The sequence below is a fragment of the Algoriphagus yeomjeoni genome (assembly GCF_003259505.1).
GTDB classification, from domain to species: domain Bacteria; phylum Bacteroidota; class Bacteroidia; order Cytophagales; family Cyclobacteriaceae; genus Algoriphagus; species Algoriphagus yeomjeoni.
The window spans coordinates 274760-300762 of sequence record NZ_QLLK01000007.1 but is presented as its reverse complement, the minus strand read 5'-3'; the positions used below and the strand labels follow the sequence as shown (position 1 = coordinate 300762).

The window sequence follows — 26003 nt, the reverse complement described above, 5'->3', positions numbered from 1 at the left end:
AATCAGGTGACCATCACCAATCCTGCGGGATATGAATCAAGGAATTTCGATGGAAAAGCTTGGGCATCCAGCTTCGCGGTTGGTAGAGCCATCCCTATAGGTAAGGTAATCCGCTCTGTGGTGATGGGATCCGTTGATCCATTTTTTGACGAAAAGTCAAGTTTGTACAAAAGCAGGGTTCAGCTCAAGATCGGCTTTGAGATCGGTTCCTTCAGGGAGATCAAAAAGGAAGTGAAGGAGTTGGTTCAGATGGATGGGTTGAAAGAAAAAGGAAATGAGAAGGTGGAGTATTATTTTAAAGACTTGGATGGTTTGGGTCATTAAATGCATTGGCTGGCACTACTGGTTTTTTGCGGTAACCAGACCTATAGTTATAATATCCGAGGCTGGTTAAAGACCCTAGGAAGTTCATTGACCGATGGCTATACCCAGACGAATTATTACCAGGAAAGTGGAGCCACAGCACCACGCTACAACGGGAATATCTCCCGGATCGACTGGGGAGGGAAGGAAGGTTCCGGGGGAGCCTTTAAAACAAGGACTTACAATTACATTTATGACCATGCCAACAGGCTGAAAACCGCGAATTTCACGGCCAGTGGTGAAGCCAATAGATTTAATGTTACGGGAATCACCTATGATGCCAATGGGAATATCTATTCCATGGTAAGGAGGAATCAAAGAGCCACCTCAGACTATAATGTTGTTGATGATTTAGAGTATTCTTACAATAGATTCAGTAATAGACTATCCCAGGTAAAGGATAACAATCTGAGTACAAATTATACTGCAAAAGATTTCAAGGACTGGGGAACAGCAGCGTATGGCTACGATGAGAATGGGAATATGACGGCCAATGTGGACAAGGAAATTACCCTGATCACCTATAACCATCTCAATCTGCCCCAGGAGATCACCTTTGAGAGTGGGGCGCAACTTCGTTTTGCTTACGATGCTGCAGGAAATAAACTGACCCAGAAGGTGTACAACAGCAGTGGAACCTTGACCAAAACACAGGATTACATCGGGGAGATTGTTTTGTTGGATGGAGCCCTTGATTACCTGATCCATGAAGAAGGGAGACTAGTGGCAGAAGAAGATGAACTCTGGGGAGAATACTACCTCAAGGACCATCTGGGCAATATCCGTCAGGTGCTGAGGGAGTCAGAAAGCCAGGTTTATATAGCCACGATGGAATCCGGCAGTGCAGCAACAGAGGAGATGGCCTTTTCGATGATATCCGAATCCAGACAGACTGAGCCTGAGCATAACGTAACAGTAGGCGGGAACCAAGTTGCCTGGCTGAATGCCAACAGGGGCAGAATGGTAGGTCCTGGACGTACCCAGGAAATCTATGCAGGTGACAGCCTGAGACTCCAGGTGCACGGCAAGTACCTGGAAGACAAAAAGCAAAAAGCAAATCCTGCCAGCTTTATGGCAGCAGGTGGCAAGGATAGACTGATTGCCGATCTGAACGAACTGGTACTGAGCAACCAGCGTGCAGGAGGTGCAAACCCGATAGCTTTACTGAACCTGGCAGATATCCTTGCCAAGGATCTGCAATCCCGATTCCTATCGGGAGGAGCTCCGGAGGCCTATTTGATGTACGCACTCTATGATCAGGATAGCAACAGATACGAAATAGGCAAGAAAGTCCTTTCCAAAAATGCAGCAAACCAGCATGAGGTCTTGGAGGAGAATATGTATATTTCCAGAGACGGATATATGGAAACCTTTGTGGTAAACGAAACTTCAGAGGATGTCTGGTTTGACAATATGATGGTGATGAGCACCACCCCGGTGATCGTTCAGGAGACACACTATGATCCCTGGGGCTTGGAACTGACAGGACTGGGATATCAATACGGAGGGATCAAAGCGAATAAGTATCTCTACAACGGCAAGGAACTGATCGAGGACAACGGTCTTCAATACTATGACTACGGGGCTAGGATGTATGATGCGGCGATAGGGAGATGGGGTGTTGTGGATCCGTTGGCAGATCACCCAAATCAATTGTCCAGTTCTCCATATAATTATGGTGCTAATAATCCAGTATTCCATACCGATCCAGATGGAAAGTGTCCTCCTTCAATTTGTGGTGCCATCATTGGTGCTGGCTTGGATTATGGACTTCAAGTGACTGAAAATATACTGAGGAATGGAGGACAAGTAACTTTAGAGGCATTTACTAATATTGATGGAACTTCAATTTCAACCTCAGCATTAGCTGGTGCAACTGGTGCTGGACTTGTGACTAAATTTAAAAAGGCTCATACCTTGATAAGGTTGGGCGTTGAGGTTGCGTCAGACGGCGGGGCTAGTGCTTTAAACCAATATGTCAATGAAGGTGAAGTTGATTTGGCGGATGTGGCCATTGATGCGACTGCTGGGCAATTGGTGGGAAAAGGAGTTAGTAATTCTTTAAAGGGGAAGGCTCAAAATTCGGAGGTTGCAAAGGCTTTGCAGCGCGATGCAGATAGAGCACAAAGAGTTGCCGATCAGCCTAAGAGAAGTCCTGGCAGACAAGACGCAAAACAACAAAAAGCTAATACGGCAGCAGAAAAATCTGATTCGTATGGAGACTCAAGAGCAGCAGCTGCGGGGACAGCCAGTGCGGGAGCGGCTTCTTACACGGTAAAAAAAGTCAAAGAAGATGAAAATAAGTAAAATATCAGGTGATAGGTTGAGAATTAGAAACTTGGCATCTTACATAGTGGTCGTAGTTTTGATAATTGTAGCCTCTGAAAAATATGGATATGGGCCAGTTTTAAAAGGATTGAGCATATTTATTGGGATAGTGTTGTTTAACTTGGCTGTAGTTAGGTCTTATCAGGAAATTATGGGCTTTTTTAAAACAAAATCTTGGGGGATATCAACTCTTGTTACTATAGTTTTGATATTATTAGTAGTTGGTATTCCTTTTGTTTTTGTTGTTTTTTTGAAAAGCACATTTGTTATATTGGGATCTGTGCTTAGTGCCTGTGTATTAATTGTCTTACTAATATATGATATAGGAAGGAGAACGTTTGGTTGATGGGTAAGCTAACAAGTACCTCTACAACGGCAAAGAACTTATTGAGGACGAAGGTCTCCAATACTATGATTACGGGGCGAGAATGTATGATGCGACGATTGGGAGATGGTCGGTTGTGGATCCGTTGGCAGAATTAGATAGGAAATCATCCCCATATTCTTTTGCTTTCAATAATCCCATACTATTTATCGACCCAGACGGAATGTTTGGTGATTTCTATGATGAAAGAGGCAAAAAACTGGGGACAGACGGGAATGATGACGGCAGAATTTATGTAGTCCCAAACAGACAAGAAGCCAAATCAATCCAGGCAACAAATCAATCGGGAGGCACGACACAAGTCAGCTCGGTTTCTTCTGCCGTTGAGCTGCCAAGCGCCTATGTGAGAGGTGAAATGGGGGTAGCAGTTGAAAATGCCAATAACCCAAATGCATCAGTTGGAGATACACAGGGAGGCTTCCATGAAGAAGGGGGAATGTTTGGGACAGATGCAAACGGGAATGAAAAGGTGGTACACGCCCAACCGGGTCAAGTAGCAATTCCAGGTCAAGATGCGGTTGCTACAGTAGACGTATTTAGTGGAGAAACTGCTACAAATAGCTTAAGTAGTATTGAGGGGACTTTCCACACTCATCCAAGTGGTACTAATGCAGCAGGAGGGTTTGATCAAAGTCCTTCTGATTTTATTGACAAAACCACAGGACAAAGAAAGGGAGATATTCCATCTGCCCAGTCACAAGCTAATCCGGGAAGTGTATATCACGTGAAAGGAAATCATTACGTACTTGGGACTGGAAACAACAAAGTCACAATTTACAATGGTGGTAATCCGAAGGTTGCCACTTTCCCACTTAATAAATTCACCACTATCGGCGTCAAAAAATGAGGTACATAATACTAATAGCCAGTTTCTGTTTAGTAGTGGAGACTAAAGGCCAAACGATGTATAATACAGAAAGACAAGATTCTACAAATGTTTATCATAAAGCATTGATTGAGTTTTGTGGATACGTGGAAAAATACTTTCCCGAAGTTGCCGAGGTTACGGTTGAGTCAACACCAATGATTACTATGTTCCCTCAAAAAATGGGGAATCTTAAAATAGAGTACTTACCCAGATCAGAAGTAAAGAAAGAGTTCAAAAAGAAAGGTTTGAAGTACTACTGTGTCATTACTCCAATGCTGTTAAAGTCAGGAGAATTTATTGTAAACGTTATCCCCTTCAGGATTGATTATCAGAAGAATTTATGGACAAAGTTCAAAAATAATGAAATTGGCTATGTCAGTGATGGGGGAATAAAGAGTCGGTTTAAGTATGATTGTCACCAAGAAAACTTAACCTTTTTAGGTTCAGAAGGTGGTTTTGGGAGGATTGAGTAATAATTAAAGGAATGGCTCAAAAAGAATGTAAAGGTAAAGCCCGGGACTTGTCGGACTTTTTCCTTACCTAAAAGTCAGGGGTGTTTAAGTGTGGATCCTTTGGCGGATCAGATGCGAAGAAATTCCCCTTACAATTATGCCTTTAACAATCCGATCAGGTTTATTGACCCGGATGGTATGGCTCCTGATGATTTTTCAGATTTATTAAAAAGAGCAGCTAATTATGCTGCTGTAAAACAAGGCAATTTGTAAGTGATGCAATAAGTATTACTTTCCAAAGTATTATAAATACTGCTAGGGAAGTTATTGATGATACTAGAATCGAGCTAAAGGCCGAAATTATTGTATCACAAGAAATTGATGCTAACGCAGAAATTAAGGGAGTGGGAGGTGGAGGAGCATCTTTAACTACTTTACTTCCAAAACTTCTCTCACTTCCACTACAAGTTTAGCGCTTAGTAATGGTGAATTTTTTGAATTTTTTTAAGGTAGTATGGACCACTTATCTATTATTACAAAAAGCTATTGCCTCATACTTCTGGTTCCAATGTGATAAACCTTGGGAACCAAAAGCTAAATTCAAATAGAAATAATTACATCTCTTTTTTCCATCACAACAATCTAACCTACAAATGGAATTAAAATTTGAGGATTTACCTCATGCTATCGCTCAATTAATTGATCAAAATAGCTTGATCTTAACAAGAATTCAAGAAGCTGTTGCTTCTGATTTGGGAAATGAAGAAATATTGACGCTTGGAAGAATTTGTGAATTATTGGAGCTAAAAAGACAGACTATTTACAGCTATGTTTCTAAGGGAAAGATTCCTTTTCATAAAAGGGCTGGAAAACTTTACTTTTTTAGACAGGAAATTAAGGAATGGCTCAAAGGTGAAACCAAAGACTCATTAGTGGAAGGAATTAGTTTCAACCCAAAAAGAAAATTTCGTGGTAGAGGATTCAAGAACTGAATACCATAGACTTCCCCATTTTGTCCACTCATTCTGAGATTGTGCTTTTACCAAGGCATTCATTGGTTCTGAAACGTCTTAATCTTATGGAGCATCTCTGTTTCAACAATGTGGGTTACTCAATTTTTTTTCTTTTCGAAGATTTTCACCAACTCGGATCAAATAACTTGACCTAGTTCCAGATTTTTTTAGCCAAACTTTCTAGCAACTGAAAAAAACATGCTAGAATGGTGGGAAAATAATTTGATTTTCTTTGTGCAAATCATATGCAAATGAAAAAGAAACTAACGAAACATTTCTCACAAGTGCCTGATTACCAATTTTTCAACTCGGAATGGAGCCAAGTACCTGCTTGTTTTTATAAAAGAGCTAAAGAAATAGCTAAAGTCCTTTATGATATTGTTTGTAAGGGAGCTTCAGGAAATTTTATCCTTGGTTATTCCTTATTCACCTGATCTTAAAATTCTGCAAAGGTGAAATATGCATTTACAATATTTTGCAAATTTTTTGCAAATAAAAAAGCCACTTACAATTTGTAATCGTAAGTGGCTGATTATCAGCTCCTCCTCAAGGACTTGAACCTTGGACCCTCTGATTAACAGTCAGATGCTCTAACCAACTGAGCTAAGGAGGAATTTGGTGTTTTCCGCTCTAACCTCCCGATAGTTATCGGGATGAGCTAAGGAGGAATTTGGTGTTTCATTCGGAGCTTGTTCCGAATTGGTGATGCAAATGTAGGAGCCTAATCCAATTATTCCAAACCACCCTCAGTAAAAATATATGATATTATGCAGTCTTGGTTGTTTTTGCTTCACTTTCAGAGACTTAATTTTTAATGTTTTATCAACTAATAAAGTGGCTTTCTAATAGTCTCATCTCTCCTATTCTGAAACTAAAATCAATTTGGAATTTTATAAAATAGATCTTAGGCACTAGTCGTATTCGCAAATCCATTCTTTTTCATGTCTTACAGAAAAAAAATAGATAACTTATACAGGTAAAAATCTAAGATATATGGCTAGTTATAAATTAAACATCAATGGCGAGACAAAGGAAGTAGAGGCAGTTGAGGATATGCCACTACTATGGGTGATCCGTGATTTGCTAGATATGAAAGGCACCAAGTTTGGATGTGGGCAATCGCTCTGTGGAGCCTGCACTGTTCACCTTAATGGGGTGGCTGTTCGTTCTTGCTCAGTTCAAATTTCATCTGTGGGCGATGGTGAAATCACTACCATAGAAGGCCTTTCTGAAAATGGAGATCATCCTATTCAAAAAGCATGGGTGGAGCATATTGTTCCTCAGTGTGGCTATTGTCAATCGGGTCAGATCATGAATGCTGCAGCTTTATTGAACTCAAATGCTAGCCCAAGTGAAGATGATATTGTAGCCGCAATGGCTGGGAATCTATGCCGATGCGGTACATACAACCGTATCAAAGAAGCAATCATGACTGCTTCAAAATCTCTATAATTTCCTCCTTAAATCAGAAATCAAATGCTTCCAAATATTCCATTTCTAAAAAATAAAAATAGAGAAGATCAGAGTAAGGTCTTTTCACCTTCACGAAGAGACTTTTTGAAATTTGGGTCTCTCGCTACAGGAGGTCTTTTTCTAGGGATAAGTTTCCAATGTTCTGGACCAAAGGGTGAAACTGTCACTTTTGCTCCAAATGTATATATAAGTATCAATTCAGATAATGAGGTGACCTTAGTCGCTCACCGATCTGAAATGGGGACTGGTATACGTACCACATTGCCTCAGATCATGGCAGATGAATTGGGTGCTGATTGGTCCAAAATCAAGATTATCCAAGCTGAAGGTGATGAAGAAAAGTACGGTAACCAAAATACCGATGGCTCTTTCTCAGTTCGTATGTTTTATGAACCGATGAGAAAAGCTGGTGCCACGGCCAGACACATGCTAATTGCTGCTGCAGCAGCTGACTGGGGGGTAGATGCCTCCGAGTGTGATACTGAGAATGGGATGGTGGTCCACGCTGGAAATGGGAAGAAATTAAGCTTCGGCGATTTGGCTAGTAAACTTAAAGATGCTCCTCTGCCGGATCCAGAGCGTGTGGTATTAAAAGATTTTTCCAAGTTGAAGTTGATTGGAACTGATGTGGCCATTTACGATGTAAATGATATCGCCAGCGGTAAAGCAGTGTTCGGCGCCGATGTGAATTTGCCAAATATGAAAATTGCTGTCGTCAAGCGAACCCCGGTGATTGGAGCTACAGTTATTTCCTATAATGATGAAAAAGCATTGGCAGTACCTGGAGTAGAGCAGGTGGTGAAAATAGAAGGTTCTGGTTTTCCTCCAGGACTCGATAAAGCTTTGGAAGGAGTTGCTGTAATTGCAACGAATACCTGGGCTGCTATCAAGGGTAGAGAAGCTTTGGAGGTTGAGTGGGATTTGGGAGAAAATCAAAATTACAACTCCGGCCAGCAACTGGCGGAGATGCTTGAAAGTACCAAAGGAAAAGGGAAGGTGAGAAGGGAAAGAGGTGATTTTGATACAGCTGGTAGATCAGCTTCGAAAACCTTAGAAAGGACGTATGAGGCTCCGTTTTATGCACATGCTACCATTGAGCCTCCAGCTGCCATTGCTGATGTGAAGGAAGATGGATCCTGCGAAGTTTGGGCTCCAAGTCAGCATCCCCAGTGGGCTAGAGGTGCTGTAGCTGCTGCCTTGGGGGTAGAAATTGCAAACGTAAAAGTTAATGTGACTTTGCTTGGAGGAGGATTTGGAAGAAAATCCAAGCCTGATTTTGTGGTGGAAGCTGCCTTGCTTTCCAAAGCTGCAAAAGCTCCAGTTCGTGTGCAATGGACCAGAGAAGATGATCTTCATTTTGACTTTTTTCACTCGCACAGCGCACAGCGGATCAATGCGACACTGGATTCCTCGGGTGCTTTGACCGGTTGGAATCATCATACCGTTTTCCCAGCAATTGGGGCGACAGGCAGTAAGGAAGAGCTTCATCCATCTGATGGGGAGATGGGTTTAGGCTGTGTTGATTTTCCTTTTGATGTGCCAAACATTCGGATAGAATCTCACGAATCTACCGGAAATACTAGAGTGGGTTGGTTGCGATCTGTGAGTAATATTCATCATGCCTTTGCGATACATGCTATGATGGATGAGATAGCTGAAGCTCGAGGAAAAGATCCAATTGAGAACGCACTTGAGCTCTTGGGAGAGGACCGAGATATAACCTTTCAGTCCGAAATGGTAGGCGGAGAATACGGCAACTATGGTGAGAAAATCGAGGATTACCCATGGAATACCGGAAGGATGAAAAATGTCATTCGAACAGTGGCGGAGAAGTCAAATTGGACTGCAAATAAGGCAGCTGGTAAAATTATGGGCTTTGCTGCTCATAAGAGCTTTCTGACTTATGTAGGTTGTGTGGTTGTTTTGGAGAAAGGAAGCGATGGTAAAACTATAATTTCTGATGTCTACTATGCAGTTGATTGTGGAATTGCCGTGAATACAGACCGAATAAGGTCTCAGTTTGAAGGTGGCTCTCAGTTTGCGACTAGTTTAGCGACTACCTCGGCCATCACATTTGAAAAGGGACAGGTGCAGCAAAATAATTTTGATACATATCAAATTATTCGAATGCCCGCTTCGCCAAAAACTATTCATGTGCACATCATAGAAAGCCAGATCAAGCCTACAGGTGTAGGAGAACCTCCAGTTCCTCCATTTATTCCTGCTTTGGCAAATGCCATGTACCAAATGAATGGCCAGCGAATTTATAAACTGCCTTTTACCATTTAAGTTCTAGATTAGTAAGTAGATCAATTGCTGAGTCAATTGGTATGCTTACTGGTTTTATTTTACTTCTGGTTTTTAACACTGAACTTCCTTGACATCGCTTTTATGAATTTGGTTTTTCGGAAGCGCAAGGCAGACCAGTCTTCATTGATAGCGATCTGACGAACTCCTTCGTAATCAAATTCGCCTAAATATTTCCATCCAGAATCACGATTGATTTTGGCTTTGTATCGTTTGGAGGTTCCTTTTGGATAAGCCAACCAGATTTGTTGGTCGTCTGGAGCGAGTGCCTGCATTTCAAAAAAGTATTTCTCTACATCGGCTTCAGTTTGGACAAAAGCCAACATAAAATCAGGTTTGACAGCTGGTTGAATCAAGCCATCTTTTTTCCAATTAGTAATTAATTCCTCAAGTTCCTGTGGGCTGTTCCAAACTTGGATGTTCATTCCCTCTTTCCAGGTCATTTTTTTTAGAATAGGATCCATTTTCTAGCTGTTTATTTTACTTGTTATGTGAAATTAATATTTCTAAGCTGGTTTAGATTGCAAGGCTACTGCTCATTTTTTTTACTTTTAGCTAGTTATTAAATCTACCCCATGAAAATATCATTAGGAGTAATCATTATGTTTTTGTCTTTTTCCTGTGTAAGTGCTCAGGATGAAGTAATTATGAGTTTTGGGGAAGGTGTTCCTGTCGCCACACTTAAAAATGATGAGTTGGATGAAATTTCAGGCTTGGCAATAAGTAGGGTTTCCCCCGGAGTCATCTATGTTCATAATGACAGTGGCGGTGAAGCGGCAGTTTATTTATTGGATTCTTTGGGGGGAAATCTAGGGAAAATTGTATTTCTAGAGACCGAAAATAGAGACTGGGAAGACATAGCAATAGGCCCAGGATCAGATGGGAAAAACTACATCTATGTTGGTGAAATTGGTGATAATAATGCTGTGCATGATGAAATTGTCATTTACAGGGTTCCCGAGCCAACTCAAGTAACTTCTACGACCCAGGTTTTGCCCGAAAAAAGAGCCATTAAATATCCGGGAGGATCAAGGGATGCAGAGTCCCTAATGGTTGATCCAATTTCTGGCGATATCTTTATTATCTCCAAGCGCGATAGCGTTAATACCCTTTATCGTCTTGCTGCAGATAAGTTTAATGGTGGTCAAGATGAATTGGAAGAGTTAATTAAGCTTCCATTCACCAGTTCGACTGCTGCTGATATCTCGGCTGATGGAAGCCAGATTTTGGTAAAAAATTACCTGGCTATTTACTATTGGAAAAGGAATACTGGAGAATCTGTAGCCGAGGCTATGAGTAGAAAACCAACAGAACTCCCTTATTCGCCTGAGCCGCAAGGCGAGGCGATTGGATTTAGACCTGATGGTAAAGTCTTCTACACGCTCAGTGAAAAACGATTCGATTTGGATCCCGTTCTTTATAAGTACACAGCAAAAATGCCTTAATGCAAATCACTTCTACTATACTGATGGTTCGTCCAGCAAACTTTGGGTTCAATCCAGAAACTGCGGGAAATAACTTTTATCAACAATCAGATGGAAGATCGCCTGAAATTATCAATTCACTGGCACAGAAAGAATTTGATTCCTTTGTGGCTATGCTCAGGGATCAGGGAGTCAATGTGATTGTGGAAGAAGATACTTCTATGCCTGTAAAGCCGGATGCCGTATTTCCCAATAATTGGTTTAGTACACATCCCGATGGTAAGTTGATTTTGTATCCCATGTACTCGCCGATTAGACGGCAGGAGCGCAGAATAGATCTCATAGAAAATTTGATAAAACGTAAGTTTGTAGTAAATGACGTTATAGATTTAAGCTTTTTTGAGGATGATGAGCAATATTTAGAAGGAACTGGAAGTATGGTTTTGGATCATCATTCCAAGACTATTTTTGCTTGCTTCTCAGAACGAACACACAGAATTCCTCTTGATTATTTAGGCAAACTGTTGGGCTATAACATTGTAGGTTTTCATGCGAAGCAAGAAAATCAAGGTGTGCTCAGCCCCATTTACCATACCAATGTGATGATGCATGTTGGGACTGATTTGGCTATTGTCTGCTTGGATAGTATACCTAAAGCATCAGAGAAACAGGCAGTACAAAAATCTTTGACACAGGCAGGAAAAAAAGTAGTCCCTATTACTACAAAACAAAAATTTCACTTCGCAGGAAATATGCTGGAAGTTGGAAATGATGGAGGAGAAAAATTCACCGTCATGTCCGACACTGCGCTGGATTCTTTGAATATTGGACAGATCCAATTGATAGAAAAATACTCAACCATCATCAGTCCTTCCATTCCAACCATAGAAAAGCTTGGTGGAGGAAGTGCGCGCTGTATGATGGCTGAGATCTTTTTGCCCTTGGCAACTAATTGATTGAAGTAAATCCTAAATCTTACTAACGCCTTGGTGAGTGTCTTCACTCACCAACAAAATTCTATGATTTGTATTCATTGTGTCTGCGACCACGTGAGGGTCTCACTCACGGATTAGCTAAGGTTCCTTAGTTTTCGAAATTGTTTGATTTATAAAATAAAGTTCAATTATTGGGTCTTTATAGCTTTTATGGAATTAGACAGGATTTATTTTTTCACGGCCACAATTCACAATTGGATTCCTTTGTTTGATAGAGCTGGTTTCAAAGAGATTCTACTTTCCAGTTTGAAATATCTTGTAGACAAAAAATGTCTTAAAATTTATGGCTTCGTGATTATGCCAAATCATATTCATCTCCTATTTGAAAACACTAAAATGAATGGTAAAGAGTTGCCTCATGCTAGTTTTTTAAAATTCACCAGTCATAGCTTTCTGAGAAAACTAAAAGAAGACATTCCTGAATATTTAAATAAATTCATAGTTAATTTTGCGAACAAAGACCATCAGTTCTGGCAAAGAGATTCAATGGCGGTAGAGCTATATACTCCAAATATGGTTTACCAAAAATTGGATTATATCCACAATAATCCATGTAAAAAGAAATGGATGCTCTCCAATAATCCTTTAGATTATACTTATTCTTCTTACAAATTCTATGAGACTGGTGTTGATGAATTCGGGCTGTTAAGCCATGTAGGTGACCGAATTTGAAAAAGTTGAGAGCTTAGGGATTACTCATAATTTCACATTGAACTTGTGATTTTACCGTTCGTGAGACACGAACGGTGGCGGCCAAAAAATACTCAACCATCATCAGTCCTTCCATTCCAACCATAGAAAAGCTTGGTGGAGGAAGTGCGCGCTGTATGATGGCTGAGATCTTTTTGCCCTTGGCAACTAATTGATTGAAGTAAATCCTAAATCTTACTCAATTCCTGGATCTACTTTCTTCTTTCTTACTAGTTCAGTTTTGCCCAATTCTGTGAGGTTTTTTACTGACTCAGTAGCTGCATTTGTAACTTCATCTGTCGATGTAGAAGTTGTTGTTTTTTTAGTTTTCATAGCATTAAGAGTTAAAGAGTTTATATTCTAAAAAGCAGTTGATTGTATTTAAACTGCTATTTATACTATTTGTTTGGAGTAAATTACGGATAATTTATTAGAAAAGTACAAACGAAATGGCTAATGTGTAATTCAGTTTGCAAAAATTGAATATAACAGAACCAACGTGACGGGTAAAAATTCTACTTATTTTTTCGGTAGGCTTTAGCAAGTAAAATGTATTTCTCACGCTTTACTTCCTATTGGAATTAATAACTAGTTAATCTATGATTGGCGATTATTTTCCTAATTAAATTTTGAGCGTATTTTTTTGGAAGATGAGTCCATAAAAGTAGGATTTAGATACACCAAAATAATCGCTTTTTCATCCTCAATATCATACTTGGCGAGAAACTCTTTGTCTTTTTTGACTCTAATGGTATCTATTAAATTACTATCAATTTTCGAGAAAAAGTCTTTTGATTTTTGATTTGCTGGAAGGAACAGAGTTTTGCCATCACAATAAATAAGCATAGATACAGGAGGTACATCCCGTGATTTGCATATTAATTTAATGGTGACAGGTTCTTTTATTGTGGTGTCAAGACTGGTTTTTTGTCCTAATACCATAGTACTTATACTACAGAAACTGAAAAGTAATAAAAGAGAGAGATGGACTTTCATTAAATATGGTCTTTAGTTATAAACTAACAACGAAAAAATTATTTTTAGGTTTAATTGATATAATTTAGGCAGGGAAAAAATTAAAGCTGAGTCTAAACAGTCTCAGCTTTAAAGGTATGGTTCGTTGTAGATTTCAAACTTAAATTATATTCCTGTATAATTAAATGGAGAAATCACACTCAGCTCCGCCTTCAACTCATCAGAGATAGGAAGATTAGCAATAAACTCAGCAATTGATTTTTCCGTGATTTTTGTATTCGTTCTGGTGAGGTCTTTCAGTGCCTCATACGGTTTTGGGAATCCTTCTCTTCTCAGTACGGTTTGGATCGCTTCCGCTACTACCGCCCAGTTTTCTTCCAAATCTGCCTGAATTGCAGCTTCATTCAACTCTAATTTTCCAAGGCCTTTTAGCAAAGATTCAAAGGAAATCAACATATGCCCCAGAGGCACACCGATGATTCTCAATACAGTGCTATCTGTCAAATCTCGCTGAAGTCTAGAAACAGGAAGTTTAGCCGCCAAGTGCTCCAATAGGGCATTGGCGATGCCCAAATTTCCCTCAGCATTTTCAAAATCAATCGGGTTGACTTTATGAGGCATGGCTGAGGATCCAATCTCCCCAGCTTTGATTTTTTGCTTGAAGTAATTCATGGAAACGTAATGCCATACGTCCTTGGATAAATCCAACAGGATGGTATTTATTCTTTTCAGTCCATCAAAAATGGCAGCAAGATTATCGTAGTGCTCGATTTGGGTAGTAGGGTAGCTTCTTTCCAATCCTAAGTATTCTCCTACAAATTGGAAAGCAAACTCATTCCATTTGAAAGATGGGTAAGCTACATGATGCGCATTCATATTGCCGGTGGCTCCGCCAAACTTTGCTGAATAAGGAATGTGGTGAAGTAATTCAAGTTGTTTTTTCAATCTGACAACAAACACCTCGATTTCCTTTCCTAAACGTGTAGGAGATGCTGGCTGGCCATGAGTTTTAGCTAGCATTGGAATATCCTTCCAGTTATCGGCCAGCACTTGCAGTCTATCTAAAACCGCATCTAACTGAGGTAAAATCACGTCATTTAGTCCCTCTTTCAGCATCAGAGGAGTTGCTGTGTTATTGATATCCTGAGAAGTCAATCCAAAGTGAATGAATTCCTTGTGTGCTTCTAAACCAAGTGCATCAAATTTCTCTTTCAGAAAATATTCGACTGCTTTGACATCATGATTTGTGATCTTTTCAGTGGCTTTGATCGTGTCGGCATCATTCATGGAGAAATCAGTTACGATCGATCTGAGGTTTGAGAACAAGCTATTATCAAAACCTTTAAGTTGAGGCAATGGAAGTTCGCAAAGGGCAATGAAATACTCTACTTCTACATGAACTCGATATTTGATTAGGGCAAATTCAGAAAAATAGGCTCTCAGAGGAGCAGTTTTGCCAGCATAGCGTCCATCTACAGAAGTCACTGCGGTCAATGCATTTAATTCCATCTCTTTTTAATCAATTTGGTTTTAGGAAGCTGCAAAGTTAATTTTTTGAAGCCAAAAGTCCGGTTTTAAGATGTCTAATTCGGGAAATATCCTTCAAATAATTCGAACCACTCTAGCATTATCTGAGTTATCATGAGCAAATAATCAATCCCAAGCCATAATATTTGGCTTTCAGGGTTAATTTTGCAACCGTAAAACAAATAAAAGCTCAGATCAGGAATGTTCAATTTATTTAAGAAAAAGAAGGAAGAGGTAAAAGCTCCACAGTTTTTACCTCTGAAAGTGAGAGAGGTAGTAAGAGAGACAGAAGATACAGTAACCTTGTATTTTGAGCAGCCAGAGCCATTTTTGGATTACAAGCCAGGTCAGTTTCTGACTCTTGTAATGGATTTTGAAGGTAAAGAGCAGCGAAGATCGTATAGCCTGTGCACCTCGCCCTTTGTGGATCCCTTCCCCGGGATTTCTGTAAAGCGAGTACCAAAAGGCAAGTTTTCTAACTTTTTAAATGAGCGTGTCTTCCCGGGTAAAACAATTAACGTACTAAAGCCACTAGGGAATTTCACCACTGACTTTCATTCCAAAAATAAGAAGCATTTCTTCCTGGTAGCGGCAGGAAGTGGGATCACACCAATCATGGGTATTTTAAAATCCGTACTGGTGAATGAGCCAAATTCCAAGGTTTCCCTGCTTTACTGTAGCCGAAATGAGGAGCAAATTATCTTCAAAAAAGAGCTTGGGACTTTAGTCGAGAAGAACCCAGATAGGCTGGAAGTCATTCATAATTTGAGTCAGCCTTCTGATTCTTGGAAGGGGATGAAAGGTCGCTTGACAAAAGAAAGTATTCTTGATTTTGCGAAAAAAGCCGAATTGGATCCTGAGTTTGACAAGGAATATTTCGCGTGCGGTCCCGAAGGAATCATGGATAATGTGGTTGCGGTTTTGGATGAATTAGGTGTGTTAAGGGATAAAGTTCATCGCGAGAGCTTCTATTCCTCCGCCGCAGATAAGGCTCATGAAGACGCTGCTCATGGGATTACTGGAGGTTTGTTGACTAGAGATGTTACCGTGATTTTGGATGGTGAAGAGAATGCGGTCACTGTGTCTCCTGATAAAACCATTCTTGAAGCTGGACTTTCACAGAACTTGAATATGCCATACAGCTGCCAAAGTGGGTTGTGTACCGCATGCAGAGGTAAATTGCAAAGTGGGAAAGTGAAAATGGATGAGGATGCAGGTTTGAGTCCAAATGAAATCGAAGCTGGCTATGTGCTGTGTTGCGTTTCACATCCATTGACAGATGATGTCAAGATCAACATTGAATAGGCCAGAGAGTCATAATGAAACTCCCATTCTGGAAAATCAAGAATTCAGGCGGGTTTATAAGAGCCTAGATCAACTTATTTTGATCCTGTTGATTCTGGTTTTGCCTCTATTTGGGATGATCTATTTGTATCAATCCAGCGGAGAAATTACCTGGGACTTGCCTGAATTACCGATGTTTTTTGGACAACTATTATCAGGTGCTGGAATTGGGCTTTTGCTTGTTCAATATTTTCTTTTCAATAAAAAAGTCAAGGCGGTTTTCCTGACGGATGATCTTTTGAAAAAATTAAAAATCTACGCAAATGCGACCAGAGAGCGATATCTAATCCTTTTTGTGATCGCTCTGATTTGCTCAGCTGGATTACTGTTTTTCGGATCAGCTATCTTCAACGTGATATTTGCTGTGGCACTTTTCTTCTTTTCTGTTGCCAAGCCAACTCCGGAGCGAATAAAAAAGGTGTTAAAACTGAACAAGGAGGATGCTGAAATTATCAGGTTGGCATCTAGACCTGAATGATAGTTAAGATGTTAGACACAAGACGTTAGATTTAAGATTTAAGAATCAAGAATTTAGAGCCAAGAATCTAGTACATAGTTGAATCAGACGATCAAAATATGGTTGTAAAACGTGGCATAATGTTTAGAGATTTTTTATTAGAAAAAGCTGAAATTACTAGTTATTAAAATCCATTATTCTAAGCGTTCTCTGCGTAAAGCTCTGCGGACTCCGCGGTAAAAAAGGAAACAAAAAAGCCAACCCAAGTGGATTGGCCTTTTCGGATCATTATAGCTAATGTTTAATTCTCGATAGAAATATTTCCTGATGAAATAGATCCTTTTACCCAGTCAGAGGCATCATTATCGATTTCTAAATTTTTACCAGTATTGATTCCACCTACTCTAAGATTTCCTGAGGAAGCTCGTAAAGAGAAATTGTATTTTTTCAAATCAGAAGATGTTTGGATTTTGAAATTTCCGGAGGTTCCACTGAGATTGGTTCTTCCACTCAAACCTGCATTGGTAGCACGGATATTTCCAGAGGTGAATTTCATAGAACCTAAAGAACCTATGTTGCTCAATTTTGCATTTCCTGAGGTAAGGGCAACACTTAACTGACCTTTTACTCGATCTGCGGTCAGAGAACCACTTGTTGATTGGTAGTCAACACTGCCGCCCACATTGTTGATATCTGCATTTCCCGAAGTTACTCCTGCTTCAATATCTCCCGATACTTTGTCTATATAGAGTGAGCCAGAACTAGCTTTGATAGCTAAATCCCCAGAGATATTCGTTGCGGTGATTTTGCCTGATGATACTCTCAGGTTGGTCTTATCACCTACTACTTTGTTCACAGTGAGTGTTCCTGAGGAGTTTCTCATATCCAGGTCTATATTCATTGGGCCAGTGATTTTGATGTAGCCTTTGTTTCGGTTGTTGCTCCAAGATGAATTGGTTGAGCTTTGCTCATACGAGATTTTTAATACATCTCCCACGGTTACAAAAATGATGTCCTGGTTTTCGTTTGAAGATTCCAGAAATGCTTCCACATTCACGTCTGAATTTGATCCTCCAGTGAAAGAGACGTCCAGCCAGCCACCACTGACTTCTATAGCCTTGATATTGGAGTAGTTTTTATTGGCGTCTACCAATACTTTTTGCGCAAAGCTGACCACTGAGATCAGTATCATGGCTAAGGCCAAGCTCGAAAATTTGAATAGTCTGTTCATAGTTCTGGTTGTTTATCTGATAGTGACTCCGAAGCTGATTGCCTGTACTTCAAGGTCTGAATTTTCTTGGAAAAGGTTATTTAAATCGTAGTTAAAGAATAAAGTGACATCACTGACTCCGATCTCAGCACGAGCGCCATAGCGGAAGTTTTCCACGTACATGTTCGACTTTTCAAACTGCTTCTGCTTTTTGCCATTTTCATCGTCATAAACAAATTTGCCTCGTCCACCAATTCTCACTCCTGCGTAGCCACCCAGACCAAGTCGAAGTTTTTGGTTATTGGTGAGAATAGTAGGGACCAAAGTGAAATTCAGGTAAGAAGCTGAGATTTTAGATTTAGTGCCAGTGCCTGGTCCTGCAAATTCTTCCCAAACTATTCCGTCTGGGTTTTTCACAGCAATCAGATTTCTATCCTCTAATTTGAAATTGTACCAGTTAACGCCAAGGGAAGTGTTGATATGAAAGTTTTTAGAAACTTTAGTTATTCCCATTAAATTGATCGCATAATACCAAGATCCCCATGGTTTCACAGTTGGCATTTGGTCAGTGGGAGCTACCTGGTTGATCCCAAGTTCTGTATCTAAGCCAACACTGAATTTTCTCATTTTTTGAAGTTCTGAAATTTTCACTTCATCGTTTTCTTGCACATCCAGAATCCATTTACCGTCTTCTTTCTGCTTGTAAGACCAAGTGTTTCCAAATACTTTGATCACCTTGGTTTTAGTGTAAATGATGGTATCAGGTTCGCTCTGCGCAAAAACTTGGCTTGCAATAAAGACGAAGAATACTAGTGGTAGTAGTGTAGTTTTCATTGTATAAAAGGTTTAAAAAAACTCGTTTTTTAGGTGTCAGGCTGAGCGAAGTCGAAGCCTATGTGACAGTTAATTTCGACTTCGCTCAATATGACCTTAGTATTGATAACACAGTATTCTAGAATACTATGCCGAAAGTGATCGGGTTAAGCGCCGGTCCTTTGTCATCCTGGAACAACTCATTTAGATCGTAAGTGGTGAAGAACTTAACTCTTCCGATTCCCAGTTCTCCGCGGACACCATATCTGAAATTTTGAAGATATAGTCCGGTATCCTGCTTGTCTTTCTTACGTCCAGATCCACCTAACTCATTGTATACATATTTGGATTGTCCGCCTAGTCTGTATCCCACATAGGGTCCAGCGGCGATTCTTACTCCTCGGCGCCCATTGTCATTCATTTTACCAAAATCCAGCTCCAGCATAGTCATGGCTGTAAGGTAGGACGCAGAGATTTTGCTCTTGGACCCATCTACATCAGTTCTCTGGAGGAAACCAATATAATTATCACCTCTAATTGCTTGGTAGTCTCTGTTTTCAAATTTGAAGTTGTAGAACTGAAACCCTAAGCCAAAGTCCCAGTAGAAGCCTTTTGAGATACGCTGAGCAGCCATCCAGTTGAGTCCAACATTCCAAGATCCCCAGCCTTTAACTGAATAGGGCTTATCTGAAGTCGGGAATTTGCCATCTTCCAGGTAGTTATTTACTCCCAAATCAAGATTGAAATAGGTTCTGAATGGAGGATCACTTCGTCTTTTTAATCCAGGTTCAAATCGGACTTTTGTATTCTCACCGGTTTCATCCACGAGTAGACGCATATTTCCAATATATACTTCTGTCTCCGCTCCATCTTCGGTCACCTTTACGACCTGCTTGGATGTACCATCTTTTTTCTTGATTTCAACGATGGTTGTTTCCCCTGTATCTACATTTTCTTCCAGGTCAAGCTCACGGATGATCTGATTGATGTTCATCAGTTTTAGCTTTTCAAAATCCTCTTTGCTATTCACGGTGATTACTATTCTACCGGATTTTCCGAATTCTACCACTACACTGTCACTCAGGACGCTGTGGTCTACCGATGGCATGGTTCCGGCAAAGCCTAGTTGCACGATGGCCATCAAACAAAATAATAGAAGGTATTTTTTCATTGGTATTTAGAGTTTTCTATCAAATGGCATCCTGCATTTTGGGCAAAAGGTCTCCCATTGATGCATGGATCATGTCCAATTTAATGTTGAGTTTCGAATTATGTGAGTTGGTGAAGTTTACTTTTCTGCTTTTGATTTTCGGGTTGTGATGGAAGCGAAGAGATTGTTTTTTGCATCCTGCAGGTCTGCAAACCCTTGATCTACTTTGCCCAACAAGTCCTCTACTTCGTTGACAGTTTTGCCGATTTCGGCGATTAGGTTTTTATCTTTTGGTTCTTCAGTCAGTCCACTGGAGTAGATTTTGACCCGATAAGTCGGTTCTTCCATGGCAGGCTCACTTGCTTCTGCCACAGCTTTTTCCAGTTTTAGTGCAGGAAGTTCAGCTTCTGTGAAATTAGGTGTCTCTACTTCTAATTTGGGAGCTTCTACATTCTCTACATTCCCTTGCTTTGGTTCCTCTTTTGTCTCGGTCATGGCGACTAGATTTTGAGGAGTTGTGGCTGGAGATTTCTGTATTTTAGAAGAAGAATCAGCAGGCTTGGAATTAGATTTTGTGGTAGTAGTTGGTTTAGTATTCAATTCCTCAGTTGCCTGCTGATTTTCAGTTTCATTTTCTGCTTTTTCAGTTTCTACTGGAGTTGTTTCTTCAATTTGAATTGGTGTTTCTATTACTTCCTCAGTGGTATTGTCTGCAAGCATTGACTTATCTACAGACACATTTCCTTCTCTTAATACAAAGTATCCAACTGTAAATAGGATCGTCAAAGAAGCAGCAGCTGCCCACCAAATTCCTTTCTTGGATTTTGATTGCTGAGGAAGCTGAGATTCCAGCCTTTCCCAGGCGAGCTTGCTTGGTCTTTCTGTATGGTTTTCCAGTTTTTCTTTGAAAAACTGATCGAGGTTATTTTTTTCCTTAGCCATTGATTCTCCTTTCTTTTGGTGTTTGACTGGCAATTTTTTCTTTCAAAGTATTCCTTGCCCGATTGAGCTGGGACTTTGAAGTGCTTTCTGTGATTCCCAAGAGATCTCCTATCTCCTGGTGCGAGAAACCTTCGATAGCGTAGAGGTTGAACACTGTCCGATATCCTACCGGGAGGCTTTCTACCATTCTCATCAAATCTTCAGTTTCCATGTGATTGAGTTCGTAGTTGTGATCCTGATATTCAGTTTCATTTTCCATGTTGATCTCCATCATTAGATGACGATGACTTCTCAGCGTCATGAGCGCTTGCGTGACGATGATCCGTTTCATCCAACCTTCGAAACTCCCCTTTGACTGAAACTGAGGTAGTTTTTCAAAAATCTTCATAAAGCCTTCGATCATCACATCTTCCGCATGTTCCCGGTCTTTTAAGTATCGGATACAGATGGCCAAAAATTTTCCAGAATACTGATCATACAGGTGGCGCTGCGCCATTCTATCTCCTTTGAGACATCCTTGTAATAAATCTGATTCGTTTGAAAAATTGACTCTGCTGAACATTTGAATTAGCTTTCAATTAGGTAGATGCCCGTTTTGAAAAAATGGTTGCGTGGGTTAGTGAAAAAAAGTTAATTGTTTTTCTAGAGTGAGTTGCCTTCGGTCTTATTTTATTTGTAATCGTCTTAAAGTAAGTAGTTTATGGGTATTTAAAACGATACGTTTTTCTGTATTTTTTATTTTATCGAAAATAAGAATTAAAAAGAAAAGGTCTCCACTCGATAAAATATATTATCAAGTGTAGACCTTATTATTGGTGTTCGTATTTCTCAGGTTTAGAATGCCGCTTTATAATTCACCACAATATCAAGTAGCGTCCATTCATTTTCTTTCACTGTGACAGGCTGAATATTTCCATCTCCATCAAAAATGCTCGCGAAAAGGCCGTCCTCTTCTACAGTAAGAATGGAGTATCTGCCTGGACTTAGGTTGATAGAATATCTGCCGTTTTCGTCGGTTTCGAATTCGGTTATTGGCTTGGCTGCAACCGACTGGAACAAGCCATTTTCCAAGGTCACATCAGAGATTTTAATTAATGGATAAACCCGAACAGTTCTTTTCACAGGGGTTCCAGTATTTGTATCCTTATCTTTCTTTCCTTCCTCCAGCACCATAGGCATTTGATTGCCTTCAAGCCAGGTTATCTGACCTACCACACCTTGACCTTCGGGTTGATATGGCGCACATTGAAAAAGAGCGAGGGCAAAAATGGAAGCAAAGATAATTTTAAGTAGCTGGTTCATGAGTTTATAGATTAGTTGGTTCTTGCGAGAGTAAATACGCTTACTTATCAGATTCCCTCAAACAGCATAAATGATTCCAAATAATTAGGAATGATGGTATTCCAACCTAGTTCATCTTTAAGTTTTTGAGCTAACACGCCTGCGCTCCTCTCTTCTCCGTGAACAATAAAAGCGAGTTTTGGCTTTTCTCCGAATCCCTCAGCCCATTCCATCAACTCATTTTGATCGGCATGTGCAGAAAGTCCTTCCACGCTATAGATTTTAGCTTTTACAGGGACCTCTTGTCCATATATTCTTACCTCTGGCTCACCATCGACCAAACGCCTTCCGCGAGTTCCTTCTGCCTGATAGCCGACGAAAACAACTCCATTCTTTTCATTTGGAAGGTGGTGAAATAAGTGGTGAAGTACACGACCACCTGTAGCCATGCCACTTGCGGAGATGATAATTGCCTTTCCTTTGAGCTCATTGAGGGTGCGGGATTGCTCCTGCTTTCTGAAATAGTGCAACTGCGAATGTTGGAATGGATGCTGATCCGTATCATCTAACACCCCAATTAATTGGTGATCTTGGTGAAAATCTTTGTATAAAGTTGAGACATTGATGGCCATGGGTGAATCTAGGTAAATAGGCACATCTGGTATTTTTCCCTTTTTCACCAACTGATACAAATAGTACATCACCAGCTGTGTCCGACCTACCGCAAATGCTGGGATAATCACCAGGCCGTCTCGGTCGAAAACGTCATTAATAGCTCTGGCGAGTTCTTCTTCTGGTTTGACAGGTGTTGAAATACGATCGCCATAAGTGGATTCTATCCAGACAACATCTGCTTCAGGAATTAGGGTAGGAGGGTAAAGAATGGGATCGTGATATCTTCCCAAATCTCCTGAGAACACTAATTTTTTGGTTTGCTTATCTCCTTTGATCACAATCTTTACAATAGCAGCTCCCAAGATGTGCCCTGCATGGTAATAGGTCACTTCCACAGATGAGTGTATGGAAAAAGGCTTTTTGAAATCTTTCGGAACGAGAAGTGGAAACACGGCTTCTGCATCTTCCACAGTATACAGTGGTGCTGGATTTTCATGACTTGAATAGCCCTTCTTTTTGGCGAACTCTGCTTCTTCTTCCTGTAGCTTACCAGAATCTAGCAGTAGAATCTTCGCTAACTCGGCCGTCGCAGCTGTGCAATATATTGGTCCTCTAAAACCATCTTTCACCAATTTTGGCAGACAACCAATATGATCCATGTGCGCATGAGTAAGCACAATAGCTTCCATGTCTGTCGGTGGCATGGGGAATTTGTCCCAGTTTCTGCGCCGAAGTTCTTTTCTGCCTTGAAAGAGTCCACAATCAACTAGGAATTCAAAATCTCCCAGATCCAACAAATACCTGGAGCCAGTGACTGTGCCTGCTCCGCCTAAAAATTTTACAGTAACATCCATGATCTTTTGTGTTTAAACCAAAAGATACAAAAGCTTCATGACTTAGGGTTTTTGAATGGATATAGATATGAATGTTTTATTGAAGAATAGTTTGTTTCTGTTTTTACCGATCGTGCCGTTGGCACTCTTATGTTTCAATTTGGATTAATTACCCCGAATTTCGCTTCGCTGTATTCGGAGCTTATTCGGGTTGTGCCGTTGGCACAATGGTCGCCAGAACTCATTGTTTAAAATGTCCTTTTTATTTAATAATGCATCGTCCCGCTGTCATTGTCAATTTCAGAAAAATTGATTGATGATCTCCTTGCCAAAGGCAAGGTGGGTAAAAGGCCAGAATGCAATTTTGGGTTAACTGGAAGAAGTATATTTATTTAGAATGCCGAGGGCACGATCTAGTATGGTTTGAAGAGGTGTTTCTAAAAGAAAAAAGGCACCCATGTGGATGCCTTTAATATTAGTCAATTACTGATGAGCTGTCTGCTGGAGCCTTAGACTGATTGAATTTTGCCCGACTGATGCTGTCTAGCTCAGCGCGGTTAAATTCTCCTGTATCAGGTTCTTCTACTTCAAAGTTTACACCTTCAGATTCTTCATTATCGTTCAGTTCTTTCTCCTTTTTGCAAGTCAGGCAAACCAAGCCCTGCTCGTTAAATGTCCAGATCGTATTTTGAGAAAGATCATTATTTCTATACCCATTTCTATTGATAGTATTACTTAGGATTTCGAGAAGGGAACGGTCCATAATAAATGGTTTGTCATAAGGAACTTCCAAGTAGAGATTCAATTGTTGATCTCTGAACTTATCCAAGTTGGAAATGTCATAGCCTTCATTGAATGTAACGATAGAGTCAAGCACCGTATAGTTGTAGGTGATCATTTTGGCATTATCCATAGCCTCTGCTTTTGTCTTACCTCTGGCAAAGAAATCCTCGCGAAGTGTAACTATACTATCAGAAGTACCTTCGATTTTCAGATTTACATTGTTGAAAGTAGATTCTTCGCCGATTGGGTTAAGTCGCAGAATCATGATTCCTTCAGTTACGGGCACTGTGTTTTCGATTTTATGCCAGTTTTCTTCTTTGAATTGTGCTACGATCAATGGGATCTGGAAGGCACAAATTCCTACACAAAGCAACCATAATCCAAGTGCTACAAATCCAAATCGTGAGCCTATCAGGTTCTTTTGCATCAAAACACTTAAGCCTAGAAGGATGATGATAATGCCTGGAATGATCATCAGGAACGATGCTCCGATCACAAGCCATATTGGAATCAGATTGGAGAAAAGCTCGATTGGGAAGTTATCCATAAGGACGCGGTAGTCGTCATTGGTGAATATTCCCAAGTAAACTGCCATCGTAAAGATCGGAGTGATAGTCAAGCCTAACCCTAAGAAAAAAACAAACAGACCGAAGATCACTCGGATCACATTCAGGAAGAATCTTCCCAACGGCCCCAAGGCTGATCCAATCGCTTCTATCACTTGACCTATTATCCTGAATGGAGTAAGCAGGATTTGTCTAGTTCTTGACTCTGGTGCTTTTGGAATAGGATTTATATTTTCCTTCAAGGTAGAATCTATATTATCCAAGGTGATTTCCCCACCTTTCATTCGGATACGCTCTGTGATTGAACTGGCCACTGGGGTGATAATCCATAGAATAAGATAGATTAAGAATCCAGATCCGCCGGCCAAGATCAAAAAGGCCAATGCCAATCGGGTGTACACCACTTCTATCCCGAAGTATGCCGCCAATCCACTTGCTACACCACCGATTACCTTATCATCAGGATTTCTATAGAGTTTCTTGATGTTTTTATCCTCTTCTATTTCATAGGAAACAGGAAGAATAATCCAAAGTACGATGTATGCGATGGCTGCAAAGATCCCAAAGCTAAGGTTCAGCCTGAAGTCATCAAATGGCCAGATATCCAAGAAACCAAAGTTGAAACGCAGGTTGCCGGAGAAAAGCAACAGGATAGCGATCAGCCTCGTCCAAAGTGGATCAATAGTGAAATAATGAGCCACTCCGGCACATACACCACCTAGGATTTTTTTATTTTCCAGGCGCATTAATTTTTTATACCCTTTTCTCTCAGAATCCGGAGGTGTGACAAACTTGTAGAAATCCTGGTCCTTAGCGCTGTTTTCTTCTTCTTGGTCATAGTCAATTTTTTCCTCTTCTACTGAGGCAAAATCCGCTATGGTACCCATCTTCTCGATAAGTTTATCTACGTTTTCGGCAGAGATTACCTGCTTATTGTTTTTCAGATTGCTTAGAAAGATCTCAGCAATTCGATTTTCAATATCAGAGATGATCTCATGATTATCTTTATAGGAAGAAAAGTGCTGGTTGATTGCATCCAGATACTTTCGGAGCGTGTCGTAGCCGTCTTCCTCGATGTGGAAAAGAATCCCACTGATGTTTATACTTATAGTCTTTTTCATCTGTTTATAATTTTCTTTTCACAGGTCAGATGGAATCTCGCATTACGGATGATCTTTCCTAATTGTGTGTCTTGGGAAATGCTTGATT

The 26003-nt window shown here is 40.3% G+C and carries 25 protein-coding genes, 1 tRNA gene and 2 pseudogenes; 15 read left to right on the top strand and 13 right to left on the bottom strand.

The genetic code is table 11. From position 1 onward, the window contains the following. From LV83_RS21415 to LV83_RS13885, 7 genes and pseudogenes are all read left to right on the top strand, one after another. The coding region (locus LV83_RS21415) for a hypothetical protein (RefSeq protein ID WP_158530584.1) at window positions 1-324 on the top strand (324 nt) is incomplete at its 5' end. Further along, window positions 325-2670 carry an RHS repeat-associated core domain-containing protein gene (locus LV83_RS13910; protein ID WP_111612146.1) on the top strand — a complete coding sequence of 782 codons (2346 nt, stop codon included), beginning with the start codon at window positions 325-327 and terminating at the stop codon, window positions 2668-2670. It begins immediately after the preceding gene. Next, the gene (locus tag LV83_RS13905; RefSeq protein WP_111612145.1) at window positions 2657-3037 is read left to right on the top strand and encodes a hypothetical protein; all 381 of its coding nucleotides are present in this window, start codon (window positions 2657-2659) and stop codon (window positions 3035-3037) included. Before LV83_RS13910 ends, LV83_RS13905 begins: the two co-directional genes overlap by 14 nt. A gap of 22 nt (window positions 3038-3059) precedes the next feature. Further along, window positions 3060-3923: pseudogene (locus tag LV83_RS13900) on the top strand (RHS repeat-associated core domain-containing protein); the annotation flags it as partial. Window positions 3924-3979: 56 nt separating this feature from the next. Further along, window positions 3980-4417 (top strand): hypothetical protein, encoded by a 438-nt coding sequence (locus LV83_RS13895; protein ID WP_146613724.1) that lies wholly within the window; start codon window positions 3980-3982, stop codon window positions 4415-4417. Between the two features lie 632 nt (window positions 4418-5049). Further along, window positions 5050-5388, top strand: coding sequence for a helix-turn-helix domain-containing protein (locus LV83_RS13890; RefSeq protein WP_111612142.1), 339 nt, complete (start codon window positions 5050-5052; stop codon window positions 5386-5388). A 272-nt stretch (window positions 5389-5660) separates the two neighbouring features. Next, the gene (locus LV83_RS13885; protein WP_146613723.1) at window positions 5661-5843 is read left to right on the top strand and encodes a hypothetical protein; all 183 of its coding nucleotides are present in this window, start codon (window positions 5661-5663) and stop codon (window positions 5841-5843) included. 105 nt (window positions 5844-5948) lie between these two features. On the opposite strand, the gene LV83_RS13880 is transcribed toward LV83_RS13885, so the two are convergent. Next, window positions 5949-6022: transfer RNA gene (locus LV83_RS13880), tRNA-Asn, on the bottom strand. Between the two features lie 380 nt (window positions 6023-6402). On the opposite strand from LV83_RS13880, the gene LV83_RS13875 reads away from it, so the two are divergent. Together LV83_RS13875 and LV83_RS13870 are read left to right on the top strand one after the other, a co-directional pair. After that, complete coding sequence (locus LV83_RS13875) at window positions 6403-6861, top strand: (2Fe-2S)-binding protein (protein ID WP_111612140.1); 459 nt, start codon at window positions 6403-6405, stop codon at window positions 6859-6861. 24 nt (window positions 6862-6885) lie between these two features. Next, the gene (locus tag LV83_RS13870) at window positions 6886-9171 is read left to right on the top strand and encodes a xanthine dehydrogenase family protein molybdopterin-binding subunit (protein ID WP_111612139.1); all 2286 of its coding nucleotides are present in this window, start codon (window positions 6886-6888) and stop codon (window positions 9169-9171) included. A gap of 59 nt (window positions 9172-9230) precedes the next feature. Here the strand turns inward: LV83_RS13870 and LV83_RS13865 are convergent, their stop codons facing one another. Further along, entirely contained in the window at window positions 9231-9653 is a 423-nt protein-coding gene (locus LV83_RS13865; protein ID WP_111612138.1) for a hypothetical protein, read from the bottom strand. A 111-nt stretch (window positions 9654-9764) separates the two neighbouring features. Between LV83_RS13865 and LV83_RS13860 the strand changes: the two genes are divergently transcribed. The 4 genes and pseudogenes from LV83_RS13860 to LV83_RS21720 all read left to right on the top strand — a co-directional run. Then, the gene (locus tag LV83_RS13860; protein WP_111612137.1) at window positions 9765-10634 is read left to right on the top strand and encodes a hypothetical protein; all 870 of its coding nucleotides are present in this window, start codon (window positions 9765-9767) and stop codon (window positions 10632-10634) included. Further along, window positions 10634-11569, top strand: coding sequence for a citrulline utilization hydrolase CtlX (gene ctlX, locus LV83_RS13855; protein WP_245947061.1), 936 nt, complete (start codon window positions 10634-10636; stop codon window positions 11567-11569). The genes LV83_RS13860 and ctlX overlap by 1 nt, the downstream gene beginning before the upstream one ends. Before the next feature lie 189 nt (window positions 11570-11758). Beyond that, window positions 11759-12280, top strand: coding sequence for a transposase (locus tag LV83_RS13850; protein WP_111612136.1), 522 nt, complete (start codon window positions 11759-11761; stop codon window positions 12278-12280). Window positions 12281-12357: 77 nt separating this feature from the next. Continuing rightward, window positions 12358-12474: pseudogene (locus LV83_RS21720) on the top strand (arginine deiminase-related protein); the annotation flags it as partial. A 19-nt stretch (window positions 12475-12493) separates the two neighbouring features. On the opposite strand, the gene LV83_RS21410 reads toward LV83_RS21720, so the two are convergent. The 3 genes from LV83_RS21410 to purB all read right to left on the bottom strand — a co-directional run bounded on the left by LV83_RS21410 (window position 12494) and on the right by purB (window position 14782). Continuing rightward, on the bottom strand, window positions 12494-12631 hold the full coding sequence (locus LV83_RS21410) for a hypothetical protein (protein WP_158530580.1): 138 nt from the start codon (window positions 12629-12631) through the stop codon (window positions 12494-12496). Between the two features lie 285 nt (window positions 12632-12916). Further along, the gene (locus LV83_RS13840) at window positions 12917-13294 is read right to left on the bottom strand and encodes a hypothetical protein (protein ID WP_146613722.1); all 378 of its coding nucleotides are present in this window, start codon (window positions 13292-13294) and stop codon (window positions 12917-12919) included. Between the two features lie 144 nt (window positions 13295-13438). After that, entirely contained in the window at window positions 13439-14782 is a 1344-nt protein-coding gene (gene purB / locus LV83_RS13835) for an adenylosuccinate lyase (RefSeq protein ID WP_111612134.1), read from the bottom strand. Between the two features lie 219 nt (window positions 14783-15001). Here purB and LV83_RS13830 point away from each other — a divergent pair, with 219 nt between their 5' ends. Continuing rightward, window positions 15002-16105 (top strand): ferredoxin--NADP reductase, encoded by a 1104-nt coding sequence (locus LV83_RS13830; protein ID WP_111612133.1) that lies wholly within the window; start codon window positions 15002-15004, stop codon window positions 16103-16105. After that, entirely contained in the window at window positions 16080-16622 is a 543-nt protein-coding gene (locus LV83_RS13825; RefSeq protein ID WP_158530578.1) for a hypothetical protein, read from the top strand. Before LV83_RS13830 ends, LV83_RS13825 begins: the two co-directional genes overlap by 26 nt. A 280-nt stretch (window positions 16623-16902) precedes the next feature. On the opposite strand, the gene LV83_RS13820 is transcribed toward LV83_RS13825, so the two are convergent. The 8 genes from LV83_RS13820 to LV83_RS13785 all read right to left on the bottom strand — a co-directional run bounded on the left by LV83_RS13820 (window position 16903) and on the right by LV83_RS13785 (window position 25915). Next, complete coding sequence (locus LV83_RS13820) at window positions 16903-17832, bottom strand: DUF4097 family beta strand repeat-containing protein (protein ID WP_111612131.1); 930 nt, start codon at window positions 17830-17832, stop codon at window positions 16903-16905. 12 nt (window positions 17833-17844) lie between these two features. Further along, complete coding sequence (locus LV83_RS13815) at window positions 17845-18645, bottom strand: hypothetical protein (protein ID WP_111612130.1); 801 nt, start codon at window positions 18643-18645, stop codon at window positions 17845-17847. A gap of 118 nt (window positions 18646-18763) precedes the next feature. Next, window positions 18764-19795, bottom strand: coding sequence for an outer membrane beta-barrel protein (locus LV83_RS13810; RefSeq protein ID WP_111612129.1), 1032 nt, complete (start codon window positions 19793-19795; stop codon window positions 18764-18766). A 117-nt stretch (window positions 19796-19912) separates the two neighbouring features. Next, window positions 19913-20716: a prolipoprotein diacylglyceryl transferase gene (locus LV83_RS13805; RefSeq protein WP_111612128.1), complete on the bottom strand. Its 804-nt coding sequence runs from the start codon at window positions 20714-20716 to the stop codon at window positions 19913-19915. Then, window positions 20709-21278: an RNA polymerase sigma factor gene (locus tag LV83_RS13800; protein WP_111612127.1), complete on the bottom strand. Its 570-nt coding sequence runs from the start codon at window positions 21276-21278 to the stop codon at window positions 20709-20711. Before LV83_RS13800 ends, LV83_RS13805 begins: the two co-directional genes overlap by 8 nt. A 272-nt stretch (window positions 21279-21550) precedes the next feature. Further along, window positions 21551-22018 (bottom strand): carboxypeptidase regulatory-like domain-containing protein, encoded by a 468-nt coding sequence (locus tag LV83_RS13795; RefSeq protein ID WP_111612126.1) that lies wholly within the window; start codon window positions 22016-22018, stop codon window positions 21551-21553. Between the two features lie 47 nt (window positions 22019-22065). Further along, entirely contained in the window at window positions 22066-23466 is a 1401-nt protein-coding gene (locus LV83_RS13790) for an MBL fold metallo-hydrolase RNA specificity domain-containing protein (protein WP_111612125.1), read from the bottom strand. 454 nt (window positions 23467-23920) lie between these two features. Continuing rightward, window positions 23921-25915, bottom strand: a complete 1995-nt coding sequence (locus LV83_RS13785) for a PspC domain-containing protein (RefSeq protein ID WP_111612124.1) — start codon at window positions 25913-25915, stop codon at window positions 23921-23923. Window positions 25916-26003 lie beyond the last annotated feature (88 nt).

Excerpts from the sequence above, each read along its gene's own strand:
- LV83_RS13910 (WP_111612146.1), top strand. The coding sequence starts at position 325 with ATGCATTGGCTGGCACTACTGGTTTTTTGCGGTAACCAGACCTATAGT.
- LV83_RS13905 (WP_111612145.1), top strand. The coding sequence starts at position 2,657 with ATGAAAATAAGTAAAATATCAGGTGATAGGTTGAGAATTAGAAACTTG.
- LV83_RS13895 (WP_146613724.1), top strand. The coding sequence starts at position 3,980 with ATGTATAATACAGAAAGACAAGATTCTACAAATGTTTATCATAAAGCA.
- LV83_RS13890 (WP_111612142.1), top strand. The coding sequence starts at position 5,050 with ATGGAATTAAAATTTGAGGATTTACCTCATGCTATCGCTCAATTAATT.
- LV83_RS13885 (WP_146613723.1), top strand. The coding sequence starts at position 5,661 with ATGAAAAAGAAACTAACGAAACATTTCTCACAAGTGCCTGATTACCAA.
- LV83_RS13875 (WP_111612140.1), top strand. The coding sequence starts at position 6,403 with ATGGCTAGTTATAAATTAAACATCAATGGCGAGACAAAGGAAGTAGAG.
- LV83_RS13870 (WP_111612139.1), top strand. The coding sequence starts at position 6,886 with ATGCTTCCAAATATTCCATTTCTAAAAAATAAAAATAGAGAAGATCAG.
- LV83_RS13865 (WP_111612138.1), bottom strand. The coding sequence starts at position 9,653 with ATGGATCCTATTCTAAAAAAAATGACCTGGAAAGAGGGAATGAACATC.
- LV83_RS13860 (WP_111612137.1), top strand. The coding sequence starts at position 9,765 with ATGAAAATATCATTAGGAGTAATCATTATGTTTTTGTCTTTTTCCTGT.
- ctlX (WP_245947061.1), top strand. The coding sequence starts at position 10,634 with ATGCAAATCACTTCTACTATACTGATGGTTCGTCCAGCAAACTTTGGG.
- LV83_RS13850 (WP_111612136.1), top strand. The coding sequence starts at position 11,759 with ATGGAATTAGACAGGATTTATTTTTTCACGGCCACAATTCACAATTGG.
- LV83_RS21410 (WP_158530580.1), bottom strand. The coding sequence starts at position 12,631 with ATGAAAACTAAAAAAACAACAACTTCTACATCGACAGATGAAGTTACA.
- LV83_RS13840 (WP_146613722.1), bottom strand. The coding sequence starts at position 13,294 with ATGAAAGTCCATCTCTCTCTTTTATTACTTTTCAGTTTCTGTAGTATA.
- purB (WP_111612134.1), bottom strand. The coding sequence starts at position 14,782 with ATGGAATTAAATGCATTGACCGCAGTGACTTCTGTAGATGGACGCTAT.
- LV83_RS13830 (WP_111612133.1), top strand. The coding sequence starts at position 15,002 with ATGTTCAATTTATTTAAGAAAAAGAAGGAAGAGGTAAAAGCTCCACAG.
- LV83_RS13825 (WP_158530578.1), top strand. The coding sequence starts at position 16,080 with ATGATGTCAAGATCAACATTGAATAGGCCAGAGAGTCATAATGAAACT.
- LV83_RS13820 (WP_111612131.1), bottom strand. The coding sequence starts at position 17,832 with ATGAACAGACTATTCAAATTTTCGAGCTTGGCCTTAGCCATGATACTG.
- LV83_RS13815 (WP_111612130.1), bottom strand. The coding sequence starts at position 18,645 with ATGAAAACTACACTACTACCACTAGTATTCTTCGTCTTTATTGCAAGC.
- LV83_RS13810 (WP_111612129.1), bottom strand. The coding sequence starts at position 19,795 with ATGAAAAAATACCTTCTATTATTTTGTTTGATGGCCATCGTGCAACTA.
- LV83_RS13805 (WP_111612128.1), bottom strand. The coding sequence starts at position 20,716 with ATGGCTAAGGAAAAAAATAACCTCGATCAGTTTTTCAAAGAAAAACTG.
- LV83_RS13800 (WP_111612127.1), bottom strand. The coding sequence starts at position 21,278 with ATGTTCAGCAGAGTCAATTTTTCAAACGAATCAGATTTATTACAAGGA.
- LV83_RS13795 (WP_111612126.1), bottom strand. The coding sequence starts at position 22,018 with ATGAACCAGCTACTTAAAATTATCTTTGCTTCCATTTTTGCCCTCGCT.
- LV83_RS13790 (WP_111612125.1), bottom strand. The coding sequence starts at position 23,466 with ATGGATGTTACTGTAAAATTTTTAGGCGGAGCAGGCACAGTCACTGGC.
- LV83_RS13785 (WP_111612124.1), bottom strand. The coding sequence starts at position 25,915 with ATGAAAAAGACTATAAGTATAAACATCAGTGGGATTCTTTTCCACATC.